Genomic DNA, 22,438 nt, shown 5'->3' with positions numbered 1-22,438 from the left:
CGTCATGCGAGGCGTCCGGACATTGCTCCAGTTTACGATGCGACGACGTCCGCGCCGCGTCGGTTGCGCACGCGGTCGAGGAAGCGCGCATGGAAGCGCGTCTCGCCCGTCGACTCCGGGTGGAACGCCGTGCCGAGCAGGGCCCCCTGCTCGATCGCCACGACACGTCCGTCGGGAAGGGATGCCAGGGGCTCGGCATCCGGTCCCCACTCCGTCACCGCGGGCGCACGGATGAAGACCGCGTGCACCGGCGGGTCGCCGAGGGTGGGGACGTCGAGGTCGGTCTCGAACGAGGCCGTCTGGCTGCCGAAGACGTTGCGGGCGACGCGCGCGTCGAGGCCGCCGAACGTCTGCTGTCCTTCGATGGCTCCGTCGATGCGGTCCGCGAGAAGGATGAGGCCCGCGCACGTGCCATACATCGGCATCCCGGCTGCGATCGCCTCGCGAATGGGCTGCTGCATCCCGAACGCGCGGGCGAGCTTGTCGATGACGCTCGACTCGCCGCCGGGGAGCACGAGCCCCTCGACGGCGGCGAGCTCCTGGGGCCGACGCACGGGTCGCGCGTCGGCGCCGAGGGCGGTGAGCACCGCGAGGTGTTCGCGCACGTCGCCCTGCAGGGCGAGCACGCCGACGCGGGCGCTACCAGCCACGCTCGGCGAGGCGGTGCGGCGCGGGCAGGTCGGCGACGTTGATGCCGACCATCGCCTCGCCCAGGCCGCGCGAGGCCTCGGCGACGACCTTGGGGTCGTCGTGGAAGGTGGTGGCCTTCACGATCGCCGCGGCACGCTGGGCGGGGTTACCCGACTTGAAGATGCCCGAGCCGACGAACACGCCGTCGGCCCCGAGCTGCATCATCATGGCGGCGTCGGCGGGCGTGGCCACTCCCCCGGCGGTGAACAGCACGACAGGGAGCTTCCCCGTCTCGGCGATCTCGGCGACGAGTTCGTACGGGGCCTGCAGCTCCTTGGCCGCGACGTACAGCTCGTCCTTCGTCTTGGCGCGCAGCGCGTTGATCTCGGCGCGGATCGTGCGGATGTGCTTGGTCGCCTCCGACACGTCGCCGGTGCCCGCCTCGCCCTTGGAGCGGATCATGGCCGCGCCCTCGGTGATGCGGCGCAGGGCCTCGCCCAGGTTCGTGGCTCCGCAGACGAAGGGAACGGTGAAGTTCCACTTGTCGATGTGGTTGATGTAGTCGGCCGGCGAGAGCACCTCGGACTCGTCGATGTAGTCGACGCCGAGCTCCTGCAGGACCTGCGCCTCGACGAAGTGACCGATGCGGGCCTTCGCCATGACGGGGATCGACACCGAGGCGATGATGTCGTCGATGAGGTCGGGGTCGCTCATGCGCGCGACGCCGCCCTGAGCGCGGATGTCGGCGGGCACGCGCTCGAGCGCCATGACGGCGACGGCGCCGGCGTCCTCGGCGATGCGGGCCTGTTCGGCGGTGACGACGTCCATGATCACGCCGCCCTTGAGCATCTCGGCGAGGCCGCGCTTGACGCGCGAGGTTCCGGTGTCGGTCATGGCTGCTCCGTTCCGCCCGCGGGGGCGCGATGGTTCGCGCTTCGGGGCGCGATGTATTGGCTTAGGCCAAACCGTAGCATGGCTCAGGACATAGGCTGGACGACGACCCAGGGGGGGCGTATGACCATCGACATGACCGGCCGTTCGGCATCCGGTATCGCCGCCGACCTGCGCGAGCGCATCGAGCGCGGCGATCTCACGCCCGGGACGCTCCTGCCCTCGGTCCGGGCCGTGGCGGCCGAGCTCGGCGTGAACCGCAACACGGTCGTCGCGGCCTACCGGCAACTCGCGCAGGCCGGCCTCGTCGAGGCGCGCGGCCGCGGCGGGACCCGCGTGGCCGACCGTGCCAGCGTCGCGCAGGAGGGGTACGCGCCCGACACCGTGCTGCGTGACGTCGGAACCGGCAATCCCGACCCCGCCCTCATCCCCGACCCCACCGCCGCTCTCGCCCGCTCGACGCGGCCCGTCCTCTACGGCGAGCCCGTCATCGACCCGGGGCTCGAGGCGTGGGCGCGCGAGTGGATGGCCGACCAGCTCCCCCGCGACGAGGACCTGCGCATCACCGTCACCAGCGGCGCGAGCGATGCGATCGAGCGCCTCCTCGCTCAGGCGCTGCAGCGCGACGACGCGGTGGCACTCGAAGACCCCTGCTTCCTCTCCGCCCTCCACACCGTACGCACGGGCGGGTACCGGGCGGTCCCCGTCGCGGTGGATGCCGAGGGCATGACCGTCGATGGGCTCCGGGCCGCCCTCGAGGCGGGGGTGCGCGCGGTCATCTGCACGCCGCGCGCGCACAACCCCACCGGCGCGAGCCTCAGCGCCGCCCGCGCCGCAGCGCTGCGCGATGTCCTGGCCGATCACCCGTACGTCCTCGTCATCGAGGACGACCACTTCTCGCTCCTCTCGCGGATGCCGCTGCACTCGGTCATCGGGCCGGCGCAGCGCCGGTGGGCTCGCATCCGCTCCATGTCGAAGTTCCTCGGACCCGACACGTGCCTCGCGGTCACGGCATCCGATCCCGACACCGCCGACGGGCTGGCCGTGCGTCTGACCCCGGGAACCACGTGGGTGAGTCATATCCTGCAGCGCATGACGCTCGCGCTGGTGACCGACGACGCCGTGCGGGCCGACATCGAACGCGCCGCCGTTCATTACGCCGAGCGCAACGCGGTCTTCGCCCGCGCGCTGACCGATCGCGGGCTCCCCGTGAGCCCCGGCGACGGCCTGAATCTCTGGGTTCCCCTTCCGGTCCCCGCCGCCAGCGTGCGGGAAGAGCTGATGCGACGCGGATGGCTCGTGCGCGAGGGGGACCCCTTCTTCCTCTCCCCCGCACCGACCGGGGCGTTCTTGCGACTGACCGTGCACGATCTCGATGCCGACGCCGCGGCGGCCCTCGCCGACGACATCGCCGTCGCCGCGGGCGCACGGCGCGCCCCCGCCCGAGGTGGAAGGATCGAGACATGAAGGTTCTCTCGATCCAGTCGGCCGTCGCGTTCGGACACGTCGGCAACTCCGCCGCCGTCTTCCCTCTCCAGCGCATCGGCGTCGAGGTTCTGCCCGTCTACACGGTCAACTTCTCCAACCACACCGGGTACGGCGCGTGGCGCGGCCCGCTGATCTCTCCCGACGACGTCGCAGAGGTGATCGCCGGGATCGAGGACCGCGGGGTGTTCCCCGAGATCGATGTCGTGCTCTCGGGCTATCAGGGCGGTGAAGGCATCGCCGACGTCATCATCGACACCGTTGCGCGGGTGAAGAAGGCGAATCCGGATGCCGTCTACGCGTGCGACCCCGTGATGGGCAACGCCAAGTCGGGGTGCTTCGTGGCCCCCGCCATCCCCGAGCTGCTGCGCGAGCGCGTCGTACCGGTCGCCGACATCCTCACCCCCAACCAGTTCGAGTTGGGTTTTCTCACGGGCACCGAGCCAGACAGCATCGATTCGACCCTCGAGTCGGCCGACGCGCTGCGCGCCCGCGGTCCTCGCACGATCCTCGTCACCAGTGTCGAGCGCCCCGACCGCGAGCCCGACACCATCGAGACGATGGTCGTCGACGACAACGGCGCGTGGATCGTGCAGACCCCGCTCATCCCGATGAAGGCCAATGGCTCGGGGGACGTCACCGCTGCGCTCTTCACCGCGCACTACCGCCGCAGCGGCGGAGATGCGGCCGACGCCCTGGCGCGTACGTCGTCCAGCGTCTTCGACCTGTTGACGAACACCTACGAGTCGGGGTCGCGCGAGCTGCGGCTCATCGAATCGCAAGAGGCCTACGCGCACCCGCGGTTGCAGTTCTCGGTGCGCCGCGTGCGCTGAGACCCTCCGGCCGAGGCCCGCCGACGGCCACGGTTCGCCCGCACGGCCCCTCGCGACGCCCGCCGTCAGGCGCCGTCAGCCGCCGTACACCTCGGTGTACGCGGACTGCCACGCGGGGGCATCGTCGGGGCAGAGGAACGACGTTCCGAAGACCATGACGCTCGCCACGTTGCGCTCGCCGGCCGCGCGGGTGGCGGCATCCGCGTCTTTCGGCAGGATCGCCGCGAACAACGGCGAGGAAACGACGTGGCTCTGCAACACGCTCGCATCGACCCGGTGCGCGTTGAGGATCGCTGTCTCGCAGGCATCGGCCGCGAGGGCGAGGGCGATGTTCTCGTCTTGCGCCGACCACGATGCCCCTTGGCTCTCGATATACGCCCGCTGCTGCGCGATGAACTCCTTCTGGGCCGGTGTCACCGCGACCAGCGGGGAGCCGTCCGTGGGCAGTTGCTGCTCGCGGAAGAACTCCTCGCGCTCGACGAACGCGTCACCGAGTGCATCGGCATCCGGTGGGGAAGAGACGTCGGACTCCTCCCCCGCCTCGCTCGTCGGCGTCGGCGATGACGACAGCGCGGCATCGGGTGAGAGAGGACTCGGCAGGGGGATGCAACCGCTGGTGCTCGAGAGCACAGCCGCGACCAGCAGCGGGAGTACGAGAAGACGAGGGCGAGCGTTCATCCACTCACGCTAGCCACCGGTCGGCGTGCGTGCCGAGGGGTTGTGGATAACGCCCTCAGGCCCCCCAGGCCTCCGCCACCGTGCGCCGAACGTCGCCCAGGAGCTGCGGCAAGGCTTTGGTCTTGGCGATGATGGGGAAGAAGTTGGCGTCCGATGCCCACCGCGGCACGATGTGCTGGTGCAGGTGCGCGTCGACGCCCGCGCCGGCGATCGCCCCCTGGTTCATACCCAGGTTGAATCCCTCACAGCGCGAGGTCGCCCGCAGCACCCGCATGCCGCGCTGGGTCAGGGCGCCGATCTCGGCCACCTCTTCGTCGGTCGCCTGGTCGTAGGTCGCGATGTGGCGGTACGGGCAGACGAGTAGGTGGCCGGAGTTGTACGGGAAGAGGTTGAGCAGGACGTACGCGGTCGTGCCGCGCGCGACGATCAGGCCGTCCTCGTCCGACTTGTCGGGTGCCGCGCAGAACGGACAGTTCTGCTCCATGGGCTCGCGGCCCGCTGAGATGTACGCCATACGGTGCGGCGTCCACAGGCGCTGGAACTCGTCGGGCACGCCCGGAAGCGTCGCGGCATCGACGAGCGACGACTCATCGGCCGCGACGGCATCCGGGTCGTTCGTCACGCCAGGTCCTCCGCGGTGTTCACGAGCGTGCGGGCCGCGATCGCGCCGGTGATGCGGGCGACCGCCTCGTCGACGGGGATGCCGTTGAGCTGCGTGCCGTCGCGGAAGCGGAACGAGACCGTGCCGTTCGAGCGGTCCTGCTCGCCGGCGATCAGCATGAGCGGCACCTTCTGCGTGGTGTGCGTGCGGATCTTCTTCTGCATGCGGTCGTCGCTGTGGTCGGTCTCGGCGCGGACGCCCTTGGTCGTGAGGTCGGCGACGATGTCCTGCAGGTAGTCGCCGTATTCGGCGGCCACCGGCACGGCCACGACCTGAACGGGCGCGAGCCACACGGGGAAGGCGCCGGCGTAGTGCTCGAGCAGGATCGCGAAGAAGCGCTCGATCGACCCGAACAGGGCGCGGTGGATCATGATCGGGCGGTGCTTCTCGCCGTCGGGTCCGGTGTACTCCAAGCCGAAGCGCTCGGGCAGGTTGGGGTCGACCTGCACCGTCGACAGCTGCCAGGTGCGGCCGATGGCATCCCGCGGGTCTTGAGGTCGATCTTCGGGCCGTAGAAGGCGGCTTCGCCGGGCACCTCGGTGAGCTTCAGACCCGAGGCGACGGCGACGTTGCGCAGGGCGTTGGTCGAGTACTCCCAGAACTCGTCGCTGCCGATCCACTTCGACTTCTCGTCGTCGCGCATCGACAGTTCGAGCTCGAAGTCGTCGAGACCGAAGTCTCGGAGCATCGAGATGACGAACTCCAGCACGCGCGTCGCCTCGGACTCGAGCTGTTCCGGGGTGACGAACAGGTGCGAGTCGTCCTGGGTGAAACCCCGTACCCGGGTCAGGCCGTGCAGGGCGCCCGAGAGCTCGTTGCGGTACACGGTGCCGTTCTCGGCCAGGCGCATCGGCAGGTCGCGGTAGCTGCGCGCACGCTCCTTGTAGATGAGGATGTGCATCGGGCAGTTCATGGGCTTCAGGTAGTAGTCCTGGCCCTGCTTGGTGACATGCCCGTCGGCGTCGCGCTCCTCATCCATGACGATCGGCGGGAACATCCCGTCCCTGTACGTCACGAGGTGGTTCGAGGTGAGGAAGAGGTCTTCTTTCGAGATGTGCGGCGTGTACACGTAGGTGTAGCCGCCCTCGATGTGCCGACGGCGGGCGTGCTGCTCCATCTCGCCGCGGATGATGCCTCCGCGCGGATGCCAGACGCTCAGGCCCGAGCCGATCTCGTCGGGGAACGAGAAGAGGTCGAGCTCTTTGCCGAGCTTGCGGTGGTCGCGCTTGGCAGCCTCTTCGAGGCGCTGCTGATAGGCGCGGAGCTCGTCTTTGGTGGGCCAGGCGGTGCCGTAGATGCGCTGCAGCTGCGGGTTCTTCTCGCTGCCGCGCCAGTAGGCGCCGGCGATGCGGGTGAGGTCCCAGCCGTTGCCGATGAGACGGGTGCCGGGCACGTGGGGTCCGCGGCAGAGGTCTTTCCAGGCGGTCTCGCCGTCGCGGGTGACGTTGTCGTAGATGGTCAGCTCGCCGGCGCCGACCTCGACCGAGGCGCCCTCCGCGGCCTCGGCCGACCCGCCCTTCAGCCCGATGAGCTCGAGCTTGAACGGCTCGTCGGCGAGCTCGGTGCGGGCCTCGTCGTCGCTGACGACGCGGCGCACGAAGCGCTGGTTCTCGCGGACGATGCGCTCCATCTCCTTCTTGATGACCTTGAGGTCGTCGGGGGTGAAGGGCTCGTCGACCTGGAAGTCGTAGTAGAAGCCGTCGGTGATCGGCGGGCCGATGCCGAGGTTCGCCTGGGGCTTGACACGCTGCACTGCCTGCGCGAGCACGTGCGCCGTGGAGTGCCGCAGGATGTTGAGCCCGTCCGCGCTGTCGATGGTCACCGGCTCGACCTGGTCATCGGCCGTCACGGTCGTGGCCAGGTCTTTCAACTCCCCGTTGACGCGCAGGGCGACAACCGAACGGTCGGGGAAGAGGGCGAAGCCATCGGCGGGAAAATCAGTCACAGCACATCTCCTGAAAGGGTCGCGTTCCAGGCTACCCGGCGGGGCGTGGCCCGCATTGCACGCGCGGTGCCCCATAGTGGAGCGGTGACTCTGGCCATCATCGGCGGCGTGCTCTGGATCCTCGGCATCGTCGCGCTGCTCACCGGCGTTCTCCCCGCGGATCACGCCATCGAAGTCGCCGACCGGGTATGGCCGATCCTGCTCTTCGTCGTCGCCGTCACGGTCGTCGCCGAGCTCGCATCGAAGGCCGGATTGTTCGACGTCGTGGCCGCACGCCTCGCCCGGCTCGCGCGGCGGCGAACCGCGGCGCTGTGGGTGCTCGTGGTGGGGTTGGCCACGGTGGCGACCGCATTCCTCTCGCTCGACACCACGGCCGTCCTCCTGACGCCGGTGGTCGTCTCGATGGCCGTCGCGCGTCGGCTCGATCCGTTGCCCTTCGCCTTCGTCACCGTTGTGCTCGCCAACACCGCCTCGCTCGTGCTGCCCGTGTCCAACCTCACCAACCTGCTGGCATCCGAGGCGCTGGGCGGCGGGCACGACCCCGTGGCCTTCCTCGCCATGCTGGGGCCGTCGGCGCTGATCGTGATCGCGGTGTCGGTGGTGGTGCTGACGCTCGTGTTCCTGCGTCGCCTGCCGAGAACGTACCCGGATGCCGCGTCCCCCACCGTGTCGGATCCGGTGCTGCTGCGGGTGTCGGGCGTGGTGACTTTCGCTCTGCTGCCGCTGTTGGTGATCGGACTCGAACCGTGGATGCCGGCCCTCGGTGCCGCCGTCGTACTCGTCGCGGTGTTCGCGTGGCGCGCGCCCCGGGCGCTCGGCATCCGTCTCGTGCCATGGTCGCTCCTGGTCTTCGCGGGCGGACTGTTCCTGGCCGTCGGCGCGCTGGAGGCGCTCGGCATCGGGCGGATCACCGCGCTGCTCGCCGGCACGGGCGACGACCTCCGCGCACTGTGGCAGGTGGCCGGTGTGGGTGCTCTGGTGGCCAACGGGATCAACAACCTCCCCGCCTACCTGGCGCTGGAGTCCGTCGCGGGCTCTCCCGCGCGGTTGGCGGCCCTGCTCGTGGGCGTCAACGCCGGGCCCATCGTGACGCCGTGGGCATCGCTGGCGACGCTTCTGTGGCACGAGCGCCTGCGTGCCGCGGGCGTCGAGGTGCGGTGGAGCCGCTTCATCGCCCTCGGCGCCGTGATCGCCCCGCTGATCCTGCTGCTCGGAGTTCTGCCGCTCGCGCTGTGACAGGGGCTCCAGCCTTCATCTGATCTGGGCCGGGGGTTCCTCACCGTGGGGCACCTCACGAAAGACCATCTCCTCGCGCCGCGTGCTCTCGCGGGGGGCGAAGTCGTCGGGCTCGGTCACGATGTACAGCCCACGGCCCGAATTGGCGTTGTAGGTCAGCGCGTGCAACCACGGCGTGCTCAGCTGCGGCGTCCGGCTGCCGTGGAACTTGAAGACGAGTGACACATGCGGATGGATGTACACCGTCGTGCGGCCGCCGCCGGTGCTGATGTCGTCCTTCCACGTGAAGGGGAAGCTCTCCCCACGGCGGACCTTGGCGAGGATCACGGCCTGAAGGTGCGCCAGAAGACGGTCTTCGAAGTCGACCTTGATGTTGTTGTCGTAGATGAATTTGCCCATGAGATCCTCACGGGTCGACGAACCGGGGCCGCGCATCCCTGGGCGAGAATGTCGAACGCGGTAGCCGGGGGGTGTCGACCGCATCTTTCCTCGATAAAGTCTCGCGGATCGTCGGGTTCGACAAACCCCCTTTGCGACGGCATGCGGTATCCGGCCAGCTCCCTGCGCCGCACGTCCGGAGCGAGCGCGTCGTCAGCGCGAGATCCGGATGATGACCCGGTCGCCCGGTTTGTGCTGCACCCGACGCACGTGAGCCTCGAACCCGAGGATCAGTCGATACTGCAGACCGTACTTGCGGTGCAGGACGGCATCGGCTCGGCGGTCTTCGGGTGCCGCGGCGGCGATGCGAGGGCGCGCCTGGACCGTGATGGCGTCGGGCGCCACGGCACCCATCCGACTGCACGGGCGCAGCGTCACCCGCCCGTCGTTGCGCAGGCGCTTGACCTTGCCGGTGTTGCGTTCGCTCGTCACGACGAGTTCGTCGCCCTCACGGGCGATCCACACGGGAACGGCGACGACGTCGCCGTTCTTGCGGTAGGTGCCCAGCGAGACGAAGGGGGATGCCGCGATCTCGCGCCAGCGGGTGTCGGGGACGCTCAGGTCCTCACGGTAGCGCTGTCCGGGACGCGCGTCGGAGGGTTGCGCCATCGCCTCACGCTCGCCCGTGTCGACGTGGGTGCGGATGGGCGCGGGGCTCCAGGCTCGTGTCCCCCATTTGGGGGACAATCGTGTATCCTTTTGAGGACTCCCGCCCCGCCCCCTCGGCACCCCCTGCCTGGGGCGGGAGTCTCCAGTCTTCGCCCGGTTGCGAGGGAGACGCCGTTGTCTCCCTGCTCACGAAAAGACATCCTGGCGGCCCGAATGCGGAGCGTTCGGCGTCCACGCAAGTGCGTCTCGTTCGAAACCGATCGGCCGCGCGCACCATGGCGTCTCGGGCCGCCTGGGGGTTGGGACGTACGCCGGGCGGATGTGCGCTACGGCGCCGCTGTTCCCACCCGGGAAGAAGACCGAGGCAACGCAAAAACCCCCGGCGAGCCGGGGGTTTTATATGGTGCGCGATACTGGGATCGAACCAGTGACCTCTTCCGTGTCAGGGAAGCGCGCTACCGCTGCGCCAATCGCGCCTATACAGGCTGTTCTCTTGTGAGTTGAGGTGGCGACGGGATTCGAACCCGTGTAAACGGCTTTGCAGGCCGGTGCCTAGCCGCTCGGCCACGCCACCGTGTGTGGTTCGACCCACGTGTCGTAATCTTCTGCCGGCTGACCGTACAGAGATTCCTCCACTCGAGCGGATGACGAGACTCGAACTCGCGACCCCAACCTTGGCAAGGTTGTGCGCTACCAACTGCGCTACATCCGCATTTCGTTCCCGGGGCTTGCCCCGAGCACTCGTAAGACATTACCCGATCTGAGCGCGTGCGCAAAACGGGGCGCGGCCCGCGCGTGTCTCCACTCTCGGGGGTCGATGTGGTTCGAAGCACTCCTCGGCATCCGGTACGATCGATGAGTCCCGTTCGGGATGCGGGCGATTGGCGCAGTTGGTAGCGCGCTTCCTTCACACGGAAGAGGTCGTCGGTTCGAGTCCGGCATCGCCCACCACAGAAACCCCTTGTCAGTCGGGGCCATTCTTCCTCGTGTACGTCAGTGCGGTTCCGTGGGTCGAATGTGGAGCGCTCCCCGCGAAAGCGCAGGCCACAACCGGGAGATCCCGCCGCATCATCACGGAGGTCGTCGTCGACGCTCCCACCTCAGGCCCTCACGTCGGCCCTCTCGGGCGGCCACACGACGCAGAAGCGTTCGAAGTCGATCTCGTCGTCGTCCTCCGACCATTCCCGGCCCAGGGCTGCGCACACGCGCGTCCAGTACCGGCGGTGTGTCCCCCTCCCACGGGGCGTCGTCGGTCGGACGAGGCTGAGGGCGAACCGTTCCTCTGCGCGGCGGGTCAGGGCGCGCACGCGCACGCTCATGACGCGCACGTGGTGGACGTGACCGACGTCTCCCGCGACGCGAAGGTCTGCCCCCCCGTCCGCGGCGGTGGCGCTGCCTACGTGACTCCGACCACCTCACGGCGAGCGGCGCGGCGTCTTTCATCCCGTGGCTGACGCAGGCGTTCGACGCAGCGATCCGTCAGCGTGGGTGAGGTTGCTTCGTCATCCTCGGCGCCACCCGTACCGGGCCGCCAGCGTTGCCGCGATCGCGTCGAAGCGCTGACGGTCCAGTGCGGCGGCTTCGCGACGCATGCCGGTGTCGTGCACGAGGTAGACCTGTTCGACGTCGACCCACGACGGGCGTCGTTGGGGGTCCCACTCCCCCGTGCCCAGTGCGAGGTACTGTCGGTCGCCGTCGTGCGGCTTGCTCGTCAAGCGCACAGCGTACGAGTGGGTGGCATCCGCTCGTCCGATGACGAGCACGGGGCGGTCCTTTCCGCGACCGTCCCGCTCTTCGTAGGGCACCCATGTCCACACGATCTCACCGCCGTCGGGCGCATTGTCACGCTGGGGCGCGTACGTGATCGTCAGGCGACGCGGCGGGTCGATCTCGACCGTCTGCCCGACAGTCGGCGCCGGTGAACCGGCGGAGCGGTGCTGAGTCGTCGGGGGTGCGGCCGGGCGGGAGGGCGAGACCGTACGGAAGATCCCCCGCACGGCCGACACGAGACGAGAGGCGGTTCCCATACCTCACACCTTAGGCAACCGCGTTCCGCGGAGTCGTGGCATCCCGTTACCCCGGCCATCCGCACACCGGATGCGGCGTGACGGGTACAGACGGAGCGCGTCATCGACCGCGAGGCGACGCGGTGCTGATCGCGTGCGACCGTGCGGGCGAGTGCACCCGCTCACGGCGAACGGGGCGCCACCGACGAATCGGTGACGCCCCGTTCGGGGGTGAAGCGGTATCAGGCGCGGGCGTCGCTCAGGACGTAGCCCTCTTCACCGTGCACGACGGTGTCGATGCCGGCGATCTCGTCTTCGTTCTTCACGCGGAAGCCGATCGTCTTCTCGATCGCGAAGCCGATGATGAAGGCCAGGACGAACGAGTAGATGAGGACCGCGAAGGCGGCGATCGCCTGGACGATCAGCTGGTTGAACGAGCCGCTGTTGATGAGGCCGGTGTTGGTCGCGAAGAAGCCGATGTACAGCGTTCCGAGCAGACCACCGACGAGGTGGACACCGACCACGTCGAGTGAGTCGTCGAAGCCGAGCTTGTACTTCAGGTCGATGGCGAGGGCGCAGACGACACCCGCGAGGAGGCCGAGGATGATCGCCCAGAACGGCGTCAGAGCGGCGCACGCGGGGGTGATCGCGACGAGACCGGCGACGGCACCCGAAGCGGCACCCACGGAGGTGGGCTTGCCGTCCTTGATCTTCTCGACGATCAGCCACGACAGCAGGGCTGCGGCGGGAGCCGCGATGGTGTTCACGAAGGCCAGCGCGGCGGTGCCGTCGGCGGCGAGCTCGGAGCCGGCGTTGAAGCCGAACCAGCCGAACCACAGCAGGCCCGCGCCGAGCAGGACGAACGGCGGGTTGTGGGGGACGTGAGCGCCCTTCTGGAAGCCGACGCGCTTGCCGAGCACCAGGGCGAGGGCGAGAGCCGCCGCACCGGCGTTGATGTGCACCGCGGTTCCACCGGCGAAGTCGATCGCGCCGACGCCGAAGACGTCCTGCAGGCCGTGCGTGATCCAGCCGCCGTACGAGAACGAGCCGTCTTCGGTGTTGAGGCCGAAGTTGAAGACCCAGCTCGCGACGGGGAAGTAGACGACCGTGGCCCAGATGGCCGCGAAGATCATCCACGAGCCGAACTTGGCGCGGTCGGCGATGGCGCCTGAGACCAGCGCCACGGTGATGATGGCGAACGTTGCCTGGAACGCGACGAAGGCCAGGGGCGGGTAGGTGGCGCCGTCAGGGATGGTCATCGCGCTCGCGAGACCGAAGTCGGCGGTGTCGATCGTCCAGGGGAACTGCGTGGTGCCGGCCTCGGTGGCGGGGAAAGCGATCGAGTAGCCGTACAGCACCCACAGGACTCCGATGAGGCCCATGGCGCCGAAGCTCATCATCATCATGCTGATGACGCTCTTGGCCTTGACGAGGCCGCCGTAGAAGAATGCGAGTCCTGGTGTCATGAGCAGCACCAGGGCGGCTGCTAACAGGATGAATGCGGTGTTGCCTTGATCCATCTCGGAGGGAACCTCTCTGCGGGGACGCAGGTGTAGCGTCGGGTTCTCTCAGTGTTCCCATCGCGGGTTACCGTCGGCGTTCGCGTTGTGTTACAGGCGCGTTACGTAGGGGTCGAGTTTGTAAAGATCACGTTTCGTGAATCCGTGAGCCGACGATGAGCTGCCTCTATGAATGCGTCAAGGCGACCAGGCGCGAGATGGCCCGCAGGTACTTCTTGCGGTAGCCGCCCGCGAGCATCTCGTCGCTGAACACGCTGCTCAACGGCGCGCCGGTGGCTCGTATCGGGATCTGTGCGTCGTAAGCGCGGTCGACGAATGCGACCAGACGCAGGGCCGCCGACTGGTCGTGCAGAACGTGCACGTCGCGCAACCCGATGGTGTCGAGGCCGTCGATCAGACGGATGAAGCGCGAGGGGTGCACCCGGGCCAGGTGACCGATCAGGTCGAGGAAGGCGTCATCGGATGCCACTCCCCCGGCAGCGGCGCCCTCGATGGCATCCCGGTATTCGTCCTCGCTGAGCACGCGGGCCTCGCCGTCGATGGCGCGCTGACGGAAGTCGGTGCCGTCGATGCGGATCGTTCGGAAGCTGTCCGACATCGACTGGATCTCGCGCAGGAAGTCCTGAGCGGCGAACCGCCCCTCTCCGAGGGCGTTCGGCGGAGTGTTCGAGGTCGCGGCGAGGCGGGTCCCGGATGCCACCAGCTCGCCGAGCAGACGGGTCATCACCATCGTGTCGCCCGGATCGTCGAGCTCGAACTCGTCGATGCACAGCAGGTCGCTGCCGCGGAAGAGCTCGACGGCCTTGGCGTACCCGAGCACCCCGACGAGGGCGGTGTACTCGATGAACGAGCCGAAGTACTTCCGGCGGGCGGGCATCGCGTGGTAGATCGAGGCGAGCAGGTGGGTCTTGCCGACGCCGAATCCGCCGTCGAGGTAGACCCCCGGTTTGACCGGCGGCGTCTTCTCGGCGCGGCGGAAGAAACCGCCCTTCTTCGCCGGCGTCGACTGCCTGCCCGCGAACGCCTGGAGCAGCTCTTTCGCCTCCTGTTGCGACGCGTAAGCGGCATCCGCTCGATAGGACTCGAACGTCGCGCCGTCGAACTGCGGCGGCGGCACCAGCGCGTTCACCATCTCGGCCCCCGACACGGCGGGCTCGCGCTCGGTCAGATGGATGAGGCCGGTCGTCGCGGGCGTAGAGGTCATGGCCGTCCTGTGTCCAAGTCTTACGGGAGGAGTGCGTGCCCCGACGGCCCGATCTAGGGTCAAAGGTGCGGTGTCCACCCTATGCCGCTGCATCGCCCGCCCCGACCGAGGAGACTCCCGTGACCGTCGAGTTCGACACCACGTCCGACAAGTTCGCCGCCTACGCCGAGCCCGGCCGGCTCGTGACGGGCGAGTGGCTCCAGGAACGCCTGGGCCAGCCCGGCCTCGTCGTCGTGGAGTCCGACGAAGACGTGCTCCTGTACGAGACCGGGCACATCCCGGGAGCGGTCAAAGTCGACTGGCACACTGAGCTCAACGACCCCATCGTGCGCGACTATGTCGACGGAGAGGGCTTCGCGAAGCTCCTCAGCCGCAAGGGCATCTCCCGTGACGACACCGTCGTGATCTACGGCGACAAGAACAACTGGTGGGCCGCGTACGCCCTGTGGGTCTTCTCGCTGTTCGGGCACGAGGACGTGCGCCTGCTCGATGGCGGCCGCGACAAGTGGATCGCCGAGGGGCGGCCGCTGACCACCGATGCCAGCACGCCCGCGCGCACCGACTACCCCGTCGTCGAGCGCGACGACTCCGTGCTCCGCGCGTACAAGGAAGACGTGCTCGCGCATCTCGGCAACCCGCTCATCGACGTGCGCTCCCCCGAGGAGTACTCGGGCGAGCGCACGTCGGCCCCCGCGTACCCCGAAGAGGGTGCGCTGCGCGCCGGACACATCCCGACGGCTCAGAGCGTCCCGTGGGCCAAGGCCGTCGCCGAGGACGGCGGGTTCAAGTCACGCGAAGAGTTGGATGCCATCTACCGCGACGGTGCGGGACTGAGCGACGGCGACAAGGTCGTGGCGTACTGCCGGATCGGTGAGCGATCGAGCCACACCTGGTTCGTGCTGAAGCACCTCCTGGGCTTCGAAGACGTGCGCAACTACGACGGCTCGTGGACGGAGTGGGGCAGCGCGGTGCGCGTGCCGATCGTCACGGGAGCCGAGCCCGGCGAGGTTCCGGGGCGCTGAGCTCGCGCGTCGATCCCGGCGGGTGAGGGCGTGGGAGGATGACGGAGATGTCCGACAACGCCCTCCCCGCCCGCCTCGCCGAGATCCGCGAGGAGTTCCTCGAGCTCGACGAGCCCGATCGCCTGCAGCTGCTGCTGGAGTTCTCGCAAGAGCTGCCGGCGGTGCCCGCCGAGTACACCGACCACCCCGAGATGTGCGAACGCGTCGCGGAGTGCCAGTCGCCGGTCTACATCATCGTCACGGTCGACGATGACGACCGTGTCGCGATGCACGCGACCGCACCGGCCGAGGCGCCGACCACCCGAGGTTTCGCGAGCATCCTCGCGCAGGGACTGACCGGGCTCACAGCCGACGAGATGCTCGCGGTACCCGACGATTTCCCGCAGAGCATCGGCCTCACCCGCGCGGTGAGCCCGCTGCGCATCGCCGGTATGACCGGCATGCTCATGCGCGCCAAGCGCCAGGTGCGCGCCAAGCGCGGAGCCTGAGACCGTCCGGCGCTCTCAGGCGTCGGCATCCTCGCGGGACAGTCCGCGCGCGCGGACCCAGGTGCGAATGGCATCCGACCAGCGCGTCTCGTCGTAGTTCCACAGCTTGGTGTGCCGCGCGATCTCGAAGGTCTCCATGGTGACCAGGTCGGGGCGCGCCGCCGCGAGGGCGTGCGAGGCGTCGGCGGGTACGAACCCGTCGTCGTCGCTGTGCAGGATCAGCGCCGGTTCGCGCAGCTCGCCCGCGCGGGCGACGCCGTCCAGCTGGTCGAGCGGGATGGGCGCGCCGCTGCCGAGGAGAGTGGCGCCCCAGGCGGTCCCGAGAAGGTACTGCGCGAACCGCGACACCGGTGCGGGCAGCTTCATCATGCGGCCTTGATACGTGAGCACGGTGCGCCAGTCGACGACGGGCGACTCGAGCACGAGGCCCGCGATGACGTCGTCGTGCGGGGAGTCGAATGCCGCCTGCAAGGCCAGGGCGCCGCCCATCGACCACCCCATCAGAATCACACGACGTGCACCGTTTCGTCGGGCGTAGCCGATCGCGGCATCCAGATCCCGCCACTCTGTCGCCCCCAGCGCGTAGGTGCCCGTACGGCTGCGCGCGGCCTCGCCGTCGTTGCGGTACGAGACAACGAGGCTCGTGATGCCGAGGTCGTGGAAGACGGGCACGGCCCGCAGCGTCTCGGCCCGCGTGGTCCCGCGCCCGTGCACCTGGATCACCCAGACGTCGGTGTCGTGCGCGGCCGGGAACTCCCATGCCGGACACGGACCGACCGCGGTGCGGATGGTCACCGATCGGTACGGGAGGTGAAGCTGCTCCGGCTGGTCGAAGTACCACCCGCTGAAAGCCGCCTCGGGGGCGAGGTCGCCGTCGGCGGGCACGTGGGTGAGGAGTTTGCGCGTGACGGTCGACTCGTCTCCCCCGACCACCGCACCCAGCCGGAGGTAGTCGGCGCTGCCCACGGTGAACAGCCCGTAGCGACCGGGGAGGGCCGTGTCAGGGGTGCGCTCGAGGGTGATCGTTTGCGCTGCGGCATCGAGCGAGACGATCCGCACGTTCGGGACGCGGCCCGCCGGTGTGACCACGGTGCGTGCGACGCGCAGTGAGACTGCCGCCAGCGCTGCGGAGGACAGCCCGAACGCGACCGAGAGGGAGGACAGGGCGATCCGCACACCGGCGATCGATCGCCGCGATGCGCGGGGACCCGCGGCGCGCCTGAAAGCGTTCATCGTGGCCTCACTCTAGTCTGTGGCCGTGACTGACCAGCGCCCCGCGGACGCCGCCGGCCCGTTCGCGCGCGCGGCCGACGAGGTTCGCGCGACGACGTTCCGTGACGATCTGGTGGTGCGCGAGATCCCCGCTCCCGCGGGTCTCGCCCCGTTCGCTCTCGCCCTGGCCGGCGACGTGCGGCCCGAGGCGCACGCGACCGACTCCCCGTTCGGCACGGGCCGCTTCATTCTGCTGCACGACCCCGAGGAGCCCGAGCCTTGGGGCGGAGCCTGGCGCATCGTGTGCTTCGCACAGGCGCCCCTCGAGCCGGAGATCGGCGTCGATCCCCTGCTCGCCGAGGTCGCCTGGTCGTGGCTCATCGATGCCCTCGACTCGCGCGGCGCCGAGCGCCACTCCGAGTCCGGCACCGCCACCAAGACCCTCTCCACCGGCTTCGGCGCCCTCGCCGCACAGGGCGAGGGGTCGCAGATCGAGCTTCGCGCGTCATGGACGCCGCGCGGTCCCTTCCGTCCGCACCTCGAGGCGTGGGCGGAGCTTGTGTGCATGCTCGCCGGACTCCCGCCGGGGTCGGAGGGTGTCGCTGTTCTCGGAGCCCGGAGGCCCACGCGTGGTTGAGTACGTCGTCATCGAGGATGCCGCGGGGCTGAGCGCCGCCTGCGAGAAGCTGGCCGCGGGCACCGGCCCCGTTGCCGTCGATGTCGAACGTGCATCCGGCTTCCGCTACTCTCAGCGCGCGTACCTCATTCAGGTGTTCCGTCGCCAGGCGGGCGTTTTCCTGTTCGATCCGTCCACCATCGACGATTTCGGCCCCCTGCAGGCGGCCATCGGAGACACCGAATGGGTGTTCCACGCGGCGAGCCAGGATCTTCCCTCCCTGCGTGAGCGGGGACTCGAGCCGCCGCTCATCTTCGACACCGAACTGGGCTCGCGTCTGCTCGGCCGCGAGCGGGTCGGGCTCGGCGCCGTGGTCGAGCACACGCTGGGGATCACGCTCGCCAAGGCGCACTCGGCGGCTGACTGGTCGACGCGGCCCCTCCCGGCATCCTGGCTCGAATACGCCGCTCTCGACGTCGAGCACCTCATCGACGTGCGCGACGTGCTCGTCGCCGAGCTCGAAGAGCAGCACAAGACCGAGTTCGCTCGCCAGGAGTTCCAGGCGGTCCTGGAGCGTTTGCCCAAACCGCCCCGCGACGACCCCTGGCGCCGCCTCAGCGGGCTACACGCGGTACGGGGACGCAAAGCCCTCGCGGTTGCGCGATCGCTGTGGCAGGCGCGAGAGGACTACGCGCGCGAGCAGGACGTCGCGCCGGGGCGCCTCGTACCCGACCGCGCTCTCGTCGCCGCGGTCCTCGCCGACCCGGCGAGCAAGCAAGTACTCGCCGGCGTGAAGGACTTCAACGGACGCGCGAGCCGCACGCAGCTGGACCGCTGGTGGAACGCGATCGTGGCCGGCCGAGAGACCACCGATCTTCCCGCCGATCGGGTGCCGAGTGACACGCTCCCTCCGCCGCGGGCGTGGGTCGACCGTAACCCCGAAGCCGACGCGCGGCTGAAGGCTGCACGGCCCGCCGTCGAGGCACGTGCAGAAGAACTGCATATGCCGACCGAGAACTTGTTGACACCCGAGATACTGCGGCGTGTGGCCTGGTCGCCGCCCGCCGAAGTGACGGTCGGGACGGTCGGCGCAGCTCTCGCGGAGCTTGGCGCCCGGCAGTGGCAGATTGAGCAGACTGCACAGGTGATCGTCGATAGCTTTGTAGCTTCCCGCAACGCGGTCGACCCGGCTCCGGGCGCGGATTCGTAGGTTCGAACAACCGATTCCACCTGCCGACGCCCAGTTCCTAGGCTGGGGACATCCCAAACAATGGAGGCAGAGTGGCCGAGATGACGGACGTCTTCTTCGTCGACGGAATGCGTACCCCCTTCGGGCGCGCCGGCGAGAAGGGCATGTACTGGAACACCCGCGCCGACGACCTCGTGGTCAAGGCGATCATCGGGTTGATGGAGCGCAACGGCGATGTGCCGAAGGACCGGATCGACGACGTGGCGATCGCCGCGACCTCGCAGACCGGTGATCAGGGACTCACTCTGGGACGCACGGCGGCGATCCTCGCGGGACTGCCCCTGACCGTTCCCGGGTTGGCGATCGAGCGCATGTGCGCCGGCGCCATGACGAGCGTCACCACGATGGGCGCGTCGATCGGTGTCGGCATGTACGACCTCGCGCTCGCGGGCGGCGTCGAGCACATGGGGCGTCACCCCATCGGCGGGAACGTCGACCCGAACCCCCGTTTCGTCGCCGAGAAGCTCGTCGACCCGGGCGCCCTCAACATGGGCGTGACGGCCGAGCGCATCCACGACCGGTTCCCCCATCTGACCAAGGAGCGCGCCGACCGCTTCGGTGTCGCCAGCCAACACAAGGTGCAGGCGGCGTACGAGGCGGGCAAGATCCAGCCCGACCTCGTGCCGGTCGCCGTGAAGAACGCCGACGGCGCCTGGGGCCTCGCCACCGAGGACGAGGGACGCCGCCCCGAGACGACCCTCGAAGGCCTCGCCACGCTGAAGACGCCGTTCCGTCCGCACGGTCGCGTCACCGCGGGGACCTCGTCGCCCCTCACCGACGGCGCGACGATCAGCCTGCTCGCCGGCGCCGACGCCGTGAAGGAGTTCGGCCTCGCGCCCAAGATGCGCATGGTGTCGTTCGCCTTCGCCGGCGTCGAGCCCGAGATCATGGGCATCGGCCCGATCCCCTCGACCGAGAAGGCGCTGAAGAAGGCCGGCCTGACGATCGACGACATCGGCCTGTTCGAGCTGAACGAGGCGTTCGCCATCCAGGTGATCTCGCTCCTCGATCACTTCGGCATCGCCGACGATGACCCGCGCGTGAACCCGTGGGGCGGTGCCATCGCCGTCGGCCATCCGCTGGCGGCATCCGGGGTCCGTCTCATGATCCAGCTCGCCGCGCAGTTCGCCGAGCGTCCCGACGTGCGGTACGGCCTGACCGCGATGTGCGTCGGTCTCGGGCAGGGAGGTTCGGTCATCTGGGAGAACCCGTTCTTCGACGGAAAGAAGAAGCGCAAGTGACCGACTACTCGACCATCGACTTCACGCCGCTCGACGCCCTCACGGCCGGCGAGGTCGTCACCCACTCCCCCGTCCGCGACGTGCGCCTGCCCTCGGGCAACGTGCTCGCGCTCATCACCCTCGACAACGGGCGCGACCACACGCGCCCGAACACATTGGGGCCCGCGACGCTCGCCGAGCTCGGCGAGACCCTCGCGACGCTGAAGCAGCGTGCGGCCGCGGGTGAGATCCACGCGGTGGCGATCACCGGCAAGCAGTACATCCTCGCCGCCGGCGCCGACCTGTCGGACGTGGCGAAGCTGCCGTCGAAAGACATCGCGCGCCTCATCGCGCAGCGCGGACACCAGGTTATCGGCTCGCTGTCCGACCTGGGCGTGCCGTCGTTCGCGTTCGTCAACGGCCTCGCTCTCGGCGGCGGCCTCGAGATCGCGCTGAACTCGACCTACCGCACGGTCGACGCCTCGGCGGCCGCGATCGCGCTGCCCGAGGTGTTCCTGGGCATCATCCCCGGCTGGGGCGGCGCTTACCTGCTGCCGAACCTCATCGGCATCGAGAACGCCCTCGAGGTCGTCGTCTCGAACCCGCTCAAGCAGAACCGCATGCTCAAGCCGCAGCAGGCGTTCGACCTCGGGATCATGGATGCCATCTTCCCGGCGGCCTCCTACCTCGAGGATTCGCTGCGCTGGGCCGATGGCGTGCTCACCGGCCGCGTGCGCGTCGAGCGCAAGAACGAGCCGGGCAAGCTCGAGCGCCTCACGAAGTGGCCCATCGCGATCAAGATGGCTCGCAACATGCTCGAGTCGAAGATCGGTACCGTCCCCCGCTCCCCCTATGTCGCGCTCGACCTGCTCGACAAGGCCAAGAGCGGCACGAAGGCCGAGGGGTTCGCCCGCGAGGACGAGGCTCTCGCCGACCTCATCTCGGGCGACCAGTTCGCGGCATCCATGTACGCCTTCGATCTCGTGCAGAAGCGCGCGAAGCGTCCGGTCGGAGCTCCCGACAAGGCGCTCGCGAAGAAGGTCACGAAGGTCGGCGTCATCGGTGCGGGGCTCATGGCGTCGCAGTTCGCGCTGCTGTTCGTGCGGAAGCTGCGGGTGCCCGTGATCATCACCGACCTCGATCAGGGCCGCGTCGACAAGGGCGTGGCATCCATTCACGAGGAGATCGGCAAGCTCGAGGCTAAGGGTCGTCTGGACGGCGACACCGCGAACCAGCTGCGAGCCCTCGTGCACGGGACGACCGATCGCAGCGAGTTCGCGGACTGCGACTTCGTCATCGAGGCAGTGTTCGAGGAGGTCGGGGTCAAGCAGGACGTGTTCGCAGGCGTAGAGAGAATCGTCGCGGACGACGCCATCCTCGCCACGAACACGTCGTCGCTGTCGGTCGCCGAGATCGGCTCCGTGCTGCAGCACCCCGAGCGCCTCGTCGGCTTCCACTTCTTCAACCCGGTCGCGGTCATGCCGCTCATCGAGGTCGTGAAGACGGATGCCACGTCCGACGCGGCGCTGTCCACCGCCTTCGTGGTCGCCAAGGGCCTGGGCAAGAACGCGGTGCTCACCGCCGACGCCCCGGGCTTCGTCGTGAACCGCCTGCTGGCGAAAGTCATGGGCGAGGCAGCCCGGGCTGTGTACGAGGGCACCCCCATCGCGACGGTGGAGAAGGCGTTCGCGCCGCTCGGCCTGCCGATGGGCCCGTTCCAGCTCATCGACCTCGTCGGCTGGAAGGTCGCCGCCCACGTGCAGGACACGATGGCGCACGCCTTCCCCGACCGGTTCTTCGCGTCGGAGAACTTCCACGAGCTCGCGGCGCTGCCCGAGGTCGTCGAGAAGGACAAAGGCGGCCGCGTGACCGGCTGGACCAAGGCCGCGCAGAAGGTGCTCGTCACCGGCAAGACCCCGGTGGCGCCCGAGACGATCCTCGCCCGCGTGCAGGACGGCCTGGCGCAGGAGATCAAGATCATGCTCGATGAGGGCGTGGTTCCCGAGGTGCAGGACATCGACTTGTGCCTCATCCTCGGCGCCGGCTGGCCGTTCATCGACGGCGGGGCCTCGCCCTACCTCGACCGCGAGGGCGCGTCGGAGCGCGCCTTCGGCGACATGTTCCACCACCCGCCCATCCGCGGCGTCGACGGCTGACCCCCGGCACAGCGGCGCCGTTCCTCGGGACGGCGCCGCTGTGTTTCGCGGGGTCGCGGTGGTCGGTGGAGACAGGCGATCGCGCGGGAACAGGGTGGCGCGGAGCCGGTGCGGCCTGTTCTGGAGTGATCCCCTGGTTTCGCGCGGGGCGGCGCCCGGGGTTGCCTGGGTCGGCGGGCGCAGGTGATCGCGCGAGAACAGGGTGGCGCGGAGCCGGTGCGGCCTGTTCTGGAGTGATCCCCTGGTTTCGCGCGGGGCGGTGCGGGAGCGTGCGAGCTCGGTGGGCGCAGCCTGTCGTGCCAGAGCAGGGCGTGGGGAGTGCTGGGGCCTGTTCTGGCG

20 protein-coding genes, 4 tRNA genes and 1 pseudogene are annotated in these 22,438 nt (G+C 69.2%); 10 read left to right on the top strand and 15 right to left on the bottom strand.

Annotation, left to right across the window (positions count from 1 at the left end; all coding sequences use genetic code 11):
* Positions 1-32: 32 nt before the first annotated feature.
* Positions 33-650, bottom strand: a complete 618-nt coding sequence (pdxT, locus tag QE412_RS03980; RefSeq protein ID WP_307480414.1) for a pyridoxal 5'-phosphate synthase glutaminase subunit PdxT — start codon at positions 648-650, stop codon at positions 33-35.
* A complete protein-coding gene (gene pdxS / locus QE412_RS03975) occupies positions 640-1,524 on the bottom strand; it encodes a pyridoxal 5'-phosphate synthase lyase subunit PdxS (protein ID WP_307480411.1) in 885 nt (294 codons plus the stop codon). Before pdxS ends, pdxT begins: the two co-directional genes overlap by 11 nt.
* 120 nt (positions 1,525-1,644) lie before the next feature.
* Between pdxS and QE412_RS03970 the strand changes: the two genes are divergently transcribed.
* Both QE412_RS03970 and pdxY read left to right on the top strand, forming a co-directional pair.
* Positions 1,645-2,988, top strand: coding sequence for an aminotransferase class I/II-fold pyridoxal phosphate-dependent enzyme (locus tag QE412_RS03970; RefSeq protein WP_307480408.1), 1,344 nt, complete (start codon positions 1,645-1,647; stop codon positions 2,986-2,988).
* Positions 2,985-3,839, top strand: a complete 855-nt coding sequence (gene pdxY / locus QE412_RS03965; RefSeq protein WP_307480405.1) for a pyridoxal kinase PdxY — start codon at positions 2,985-2,987, stop codon at positions 3,837-3,839. The genes QE412_RS03970 and pdxY overlap by 4 nt, the downstream gene beginning before the upstream one ends.
* 75 nt (positions 3,840-3,914) lie before the next feature.
* On the opposite strand, the gene QE412_RS03960 is transcribed toward pdxY, so the two are convergent.
* The 3 genes and pseudogenes from QE412_RS03960 to thrS all read right to left on the bottom strand — a co-directional run bounded on the left by QE412_RS03960 (position 3,915) and on the right by thrS (position 7,198).
* A complete protein-coding gene (locus tag QE412_RS03960; RefSeq protein WP_307480403.1) occupies positions 3,915-4,517 on the bottom strand; it encodes a hypothetical protein in 603 nt (200 codons plus the stop codon).
* Positions 4,518-4,572: 55 nt separating this feature from the next.
* Entirely contained in the window at positions 4,573-5,139 is a 567-nt protein-coding gene (locus tag QE412_RS03955; RefSeq protein ID WP_307480402.1) for an HIT family protein, read from the bottom strand.
* A pseudogene (gene thrS / locus QE412_RS03950) lies at positions 5,136-7,198 on the bottom strand (threonine--tRNA ligase). The gene QE412_RS03955 and the pseudogene thrS overlap by 4 nt, the downstream one beginning before the upstream one ends.
* 9 nt (positions 7,199-7,207) lie before the next feature.
* Here thrS and QE412_RS03945 point away from each other — a divergent pair.
* Positions 7,208-8,359, top strand: coding sequence for an SLC13 family permease (locus tag QE412_RS03945; protein WP_307480400.1), 1,152 nt, complete (start codon positions 7,208-7,210; stop codon positions 8,357-8,359).
* Between the two features lie 15 nt (positions 8,360-8,374).
* On the opposite strand, the gene QE412_RS03940 is transcribed toward QE412_RS03945, so the two are convergent.
* The 5 genes from QE412_RS03940 to QE412_RS03920 all read right to left on the bottom strand — a co-directional run bounded on the left by QE412_RS03940 (position 8,375) and on the right by QE412_RS03920 (position 10,118).
* Positions 8,375-8,758: a DUF7882 family protein gene (locus tag QE412_RS03940; protein ID WP_307480398.1), complete on the bottom strand. Its 384-nt coding sequence runs from the start codon at positions 8,756-8,758 to the stop codon at positions 8,375-8,377.
* A 192-nt stretch (positions 8,759-8,950) separates the two neighbouring features.
* Positions 8,951-9,406 (bottom strand): PPOX class F420-dependent oxidoreductase, encoded by a 456-nt coding sequence (locus QE412_RS03935; RefSeq protein WP_307480396.1) that lies wholly within the window; start codon positions 9,404-9,406, stop codon positions 8,951-8,953.
* A 401-nt stretch (positions 9,407-9,807) separates the two neighbouring features.
* A tRNA-Val gene (locus QE412_RS03930) sits at positions 9,808-9,882 on the bottom strand.
* Between the two features lie 27 nt (positions 9,883-9,909).
* Positions 9,910-9,980, bottom strand: a tRNA-Cys gene (locus QE412_RS03925).
* Between the two features lie 65 nt (positions 9,981-10,045).
* Positions 10,046-10,118, bottom strand: a tRNA-Gly gene (locus QE412_RS03920).
* Between the two features lie 163 nt (positions 10,119-10,281).
* Between QE412_RS03920 and QE412_RS03915 the strand changes: the two genes are divergently transcribed.
* Positions 10,282-10,357, top strand: a tRNA-Val gene (locus QE412_RS03915).
* A gap of 149 nt (positions 10,358-10,506) precedes the next feature.
* Here the strand turns inward: QE412_RS03915 and QE412_RS17665 are convergent.
* From QE412_RS17665 to zapE, 4 genes are all read right to left on the bottom strand, one after another.
* Positions 10,507-10,734, bottom strand: coding sequence for a hypothetical protein (locus tag QE412_RS17665; RefSeq protein ID WP_373426526.1), 228 nt, complete (start codon positions 10,732-10,734; stop codon positions 10,507-10,509).
* Positions 10,735-10,908: 174 nt separating this feature from the next.
* The gene (locus QE412_RS03905; protein WP_307480394.1) at positions 10,909-11,433 is read right to left on the bottom strand and encodes a type II toxin-antitoxin system PemK/MazF family toxin; all 525 of its coding nucleotides are present in this window, start codon (positions 11,431-11,433) and stop codon (positions 10,909-10,911) included.
* 221 nt (positions 11,434-11,654) lie between these two features.
* Positions 11,655-12,932 carry an ammonium transporter gene (locus QE412_RS03900; protein ID WP_307480392.1) on the bottom strand — a complete coding sequence of 426 codons (1,278 nt, stop codon included), beginning with the start codon at positions 12,930-12,932 and terminating at the stop codon, positions 11,655-11,657.
* A 166-nt stretch (positions 12,933-13,098) separates the two neighbouring features.
* Positions 13,099-14,136 (bottom strand): cell division protein ZapE, encoded by a 1,038-nt coding sequence (gene zapE / locus QE412_RS03895; protein WP_307480390.1) that lies wholly within the window; start codon positions 14,134-14,136, stop codon positions 13,099-13,101.
* 119 nt (positions 14,137-14,255) lie between these two features.
* Here zapE and QE412_RS03890 point away from each other — a divergent pair, with 119 nt between their 5' ends.
* Both QE412_RS03890 and QE412_RS03885 read left to right on the top strand, forming a co-directional pair.
* Entirely contained in the window at positions 14,256-15,158 is a 903-nt protein-coding gene (locus QE412_RS03890) for a sulfurtransferase (RefSeq protein WP_307480388.1), read from the top strand.
* A gap of 47 nt (positions 15,159-15,205) precedes the next feature.
* The gene (locus QE412_RS03885) at positions 15,206-15,646 is read left to right on the top strand and encodes a SufE family protein (RefSeq protein WP_307480386.1); all 441 of its coding nucleotides are present in this window, start codon (positions 15,206-15,208) and stop codon (positions 15,644-15,646) included.
* Positions 15,647-15,661: 15 nt separating this feature from the next.
* On the opposite strand, the gene QE412_RS03880 is transcribed toward QE412_RS03885, so the two are convergent.
* Positions 15,662-16,879, bottom strand: coding sequence for an alpha/beta hydrolase family protein (locus QE412_RS03880; RefSeq protein WP_307480384.1), 1,218 nt, complete (start codon positions 16,877-16,879; stop codon positions 15,662-15,664).
* 25 nt (positions 16,880-16,904) lie between these two features.
* Here QE412_RS03880 and QE412_RS03875 point away from each other — a divergent pair, with 25 nt between their 5' ends.
* The 4 genes from QE412_RS03875 to QE412_RS03860 all read left to right on the top strand — a co-directional run bounded on the left by QE412_RS03875 (position 16,905) and on the right by QE412_RS03860 (position 22,099).
* Positions 16,905-17,495 (top strand): DUF3000 domain-containing protein, encoded by a 591-nt coding sequence (locus QE412_RS03875; protein ID WP_373426525.1) that lies wholly within the window; start codon positions 16,905-16,907, stop codon positions 17,493-17,495.
* Entirely contained in the window at positions 17,488-18,684 is a 1,197-nt protein-coding gene (locus QE412_RS03870; protein WP_307480378.1) for a ribonuclease D, read from the top strand. Before QE412_RS03875 ends, QE412_RS03870 begins: the two co-directional genes overlap by 8 nt.
* 71 nt (positions 18,685-18,755) lie before the next feature.
* The gene (locus QE412_RS03865) at positions 18,756-19,964 is read left to right on the top strand and encodes a thiolase family protein (protein ID WP_307480376.1); all 1,209 of its coding nucleotides are present in this window, start codon (positions 18,756-18,758) and stop codon (positions 19,962-19,964) included.
* The gene (locus tag QE412_RS03860) at positions 19,961-22,099 is read left to right on the top strand and encodes a 3-hydroxyacyl-CoA dehydrogenase NAD-binding domain-containing protein (protein ID WP_307480374.1); all 2,139 of its coding nucleotides are present in this window, start codon (positions 19,961-19,963) and stop codon (positions 22,097-22,099) included. The genes QE412_RS03865 and QE412_RS03860 overlap by 4 nt, the downstream gene beginning before the upstream one ends.
* Positions 22,100-22,438: the final 339 nt, after the last annotated feature.

This window comes from Microbacterium trichothecenolyticum, assembly GCF_030818955.1.
GTDB classification, from domain to species: domain Bacteria; phylum Actinomycetota; class Actinomycetes; order Actinomycetales; family Microbacteriaceae; genus Microbacterium; species Microbacterium trichothecenolyticum_B.
Note: the sequence above shows the minus strand (reverse complement) of the source record. Positions and strands in the feature narration are given on the sequence as shown.

Bases quoted from the DNA above. Each gene is read 5' to 3' on its own strand.
- pdxY (WP_307480405.1), top strand. From the start codon at position 2,985: ATGAAGGTTCTCTCGATCCAGTCGGCCGTCGCGTTCGGACACGTCGGC.
- QE412_RS03880 (WP_307480384.1), bottom strand. From the start codon at position 16,879: ATGAACGCTTTCAGGCGCGCCGCGGGTCCCCGCGCATCGCGGCGATCG.
- zapE (WP_307480390.1), bottom strand. From the start codon at position 14,136: ATGACCTCTACGCCCGCGACGACCGGCCTCATCCATCTGACCGAGCGC.
- QE412_RS03960 (WP_307480403.1), bottom strand. From the start codon at position 4,517: ATGAACGCTCGCCCTCGTCTTCTCGTACTCCCGCTGCTGGTCGCGGCT.
- QE412_RS03935 (WP_307480396.1), bottom strand. From the start codon at position 9,406: ATGGCGCAACCCTCCGACGCGCGTCCCGGACAGCGCTACCGTGAGGAC.
- QE412_RS03940 (WP_307480398.1), bottom strand. From the start codon at position 8,758: ATGGGCAAATTCATCTACGACAACAACATCAAGGTCGACTTCGAAGAC.
- QE412_RS03970 (WP_307480408.1), top strand. From the start codon at position 1,645: ATGACCATCGACATGACCGGCCGTTCGGCATCCGGTATCGCCGCCGAC.
- QE412_RS03900 (WP_307480392.1), bottom strand. From the start codon at position 12,932: ATGGATCAAGGCAACACCGCATTCATCCTGTTAGCAGCCGCCCTGGTG.
- pdxS (WP_307480411.1), bottom strand. From the start codon at position 1,524: ATGACCGACACCGGAACCTCGCGCGTCAAGCGCGGCCTCGCCGAGATG.
- QE412_RS03885 (WP_307480386.1), top strand. From the start codon at position 15,206: ATGTCCGACAACGCCCTCCCCGCCCGCCTCGCCGAGATCCGCGAGGAG.
- QE412_RS03905 (WP_307480394.1), bottom strand. From the start codon at position 11,433: ATGGGAACCGCCTCTCGTCTCGTGTCGGCCGTGCGGGGGATCTTCCGT.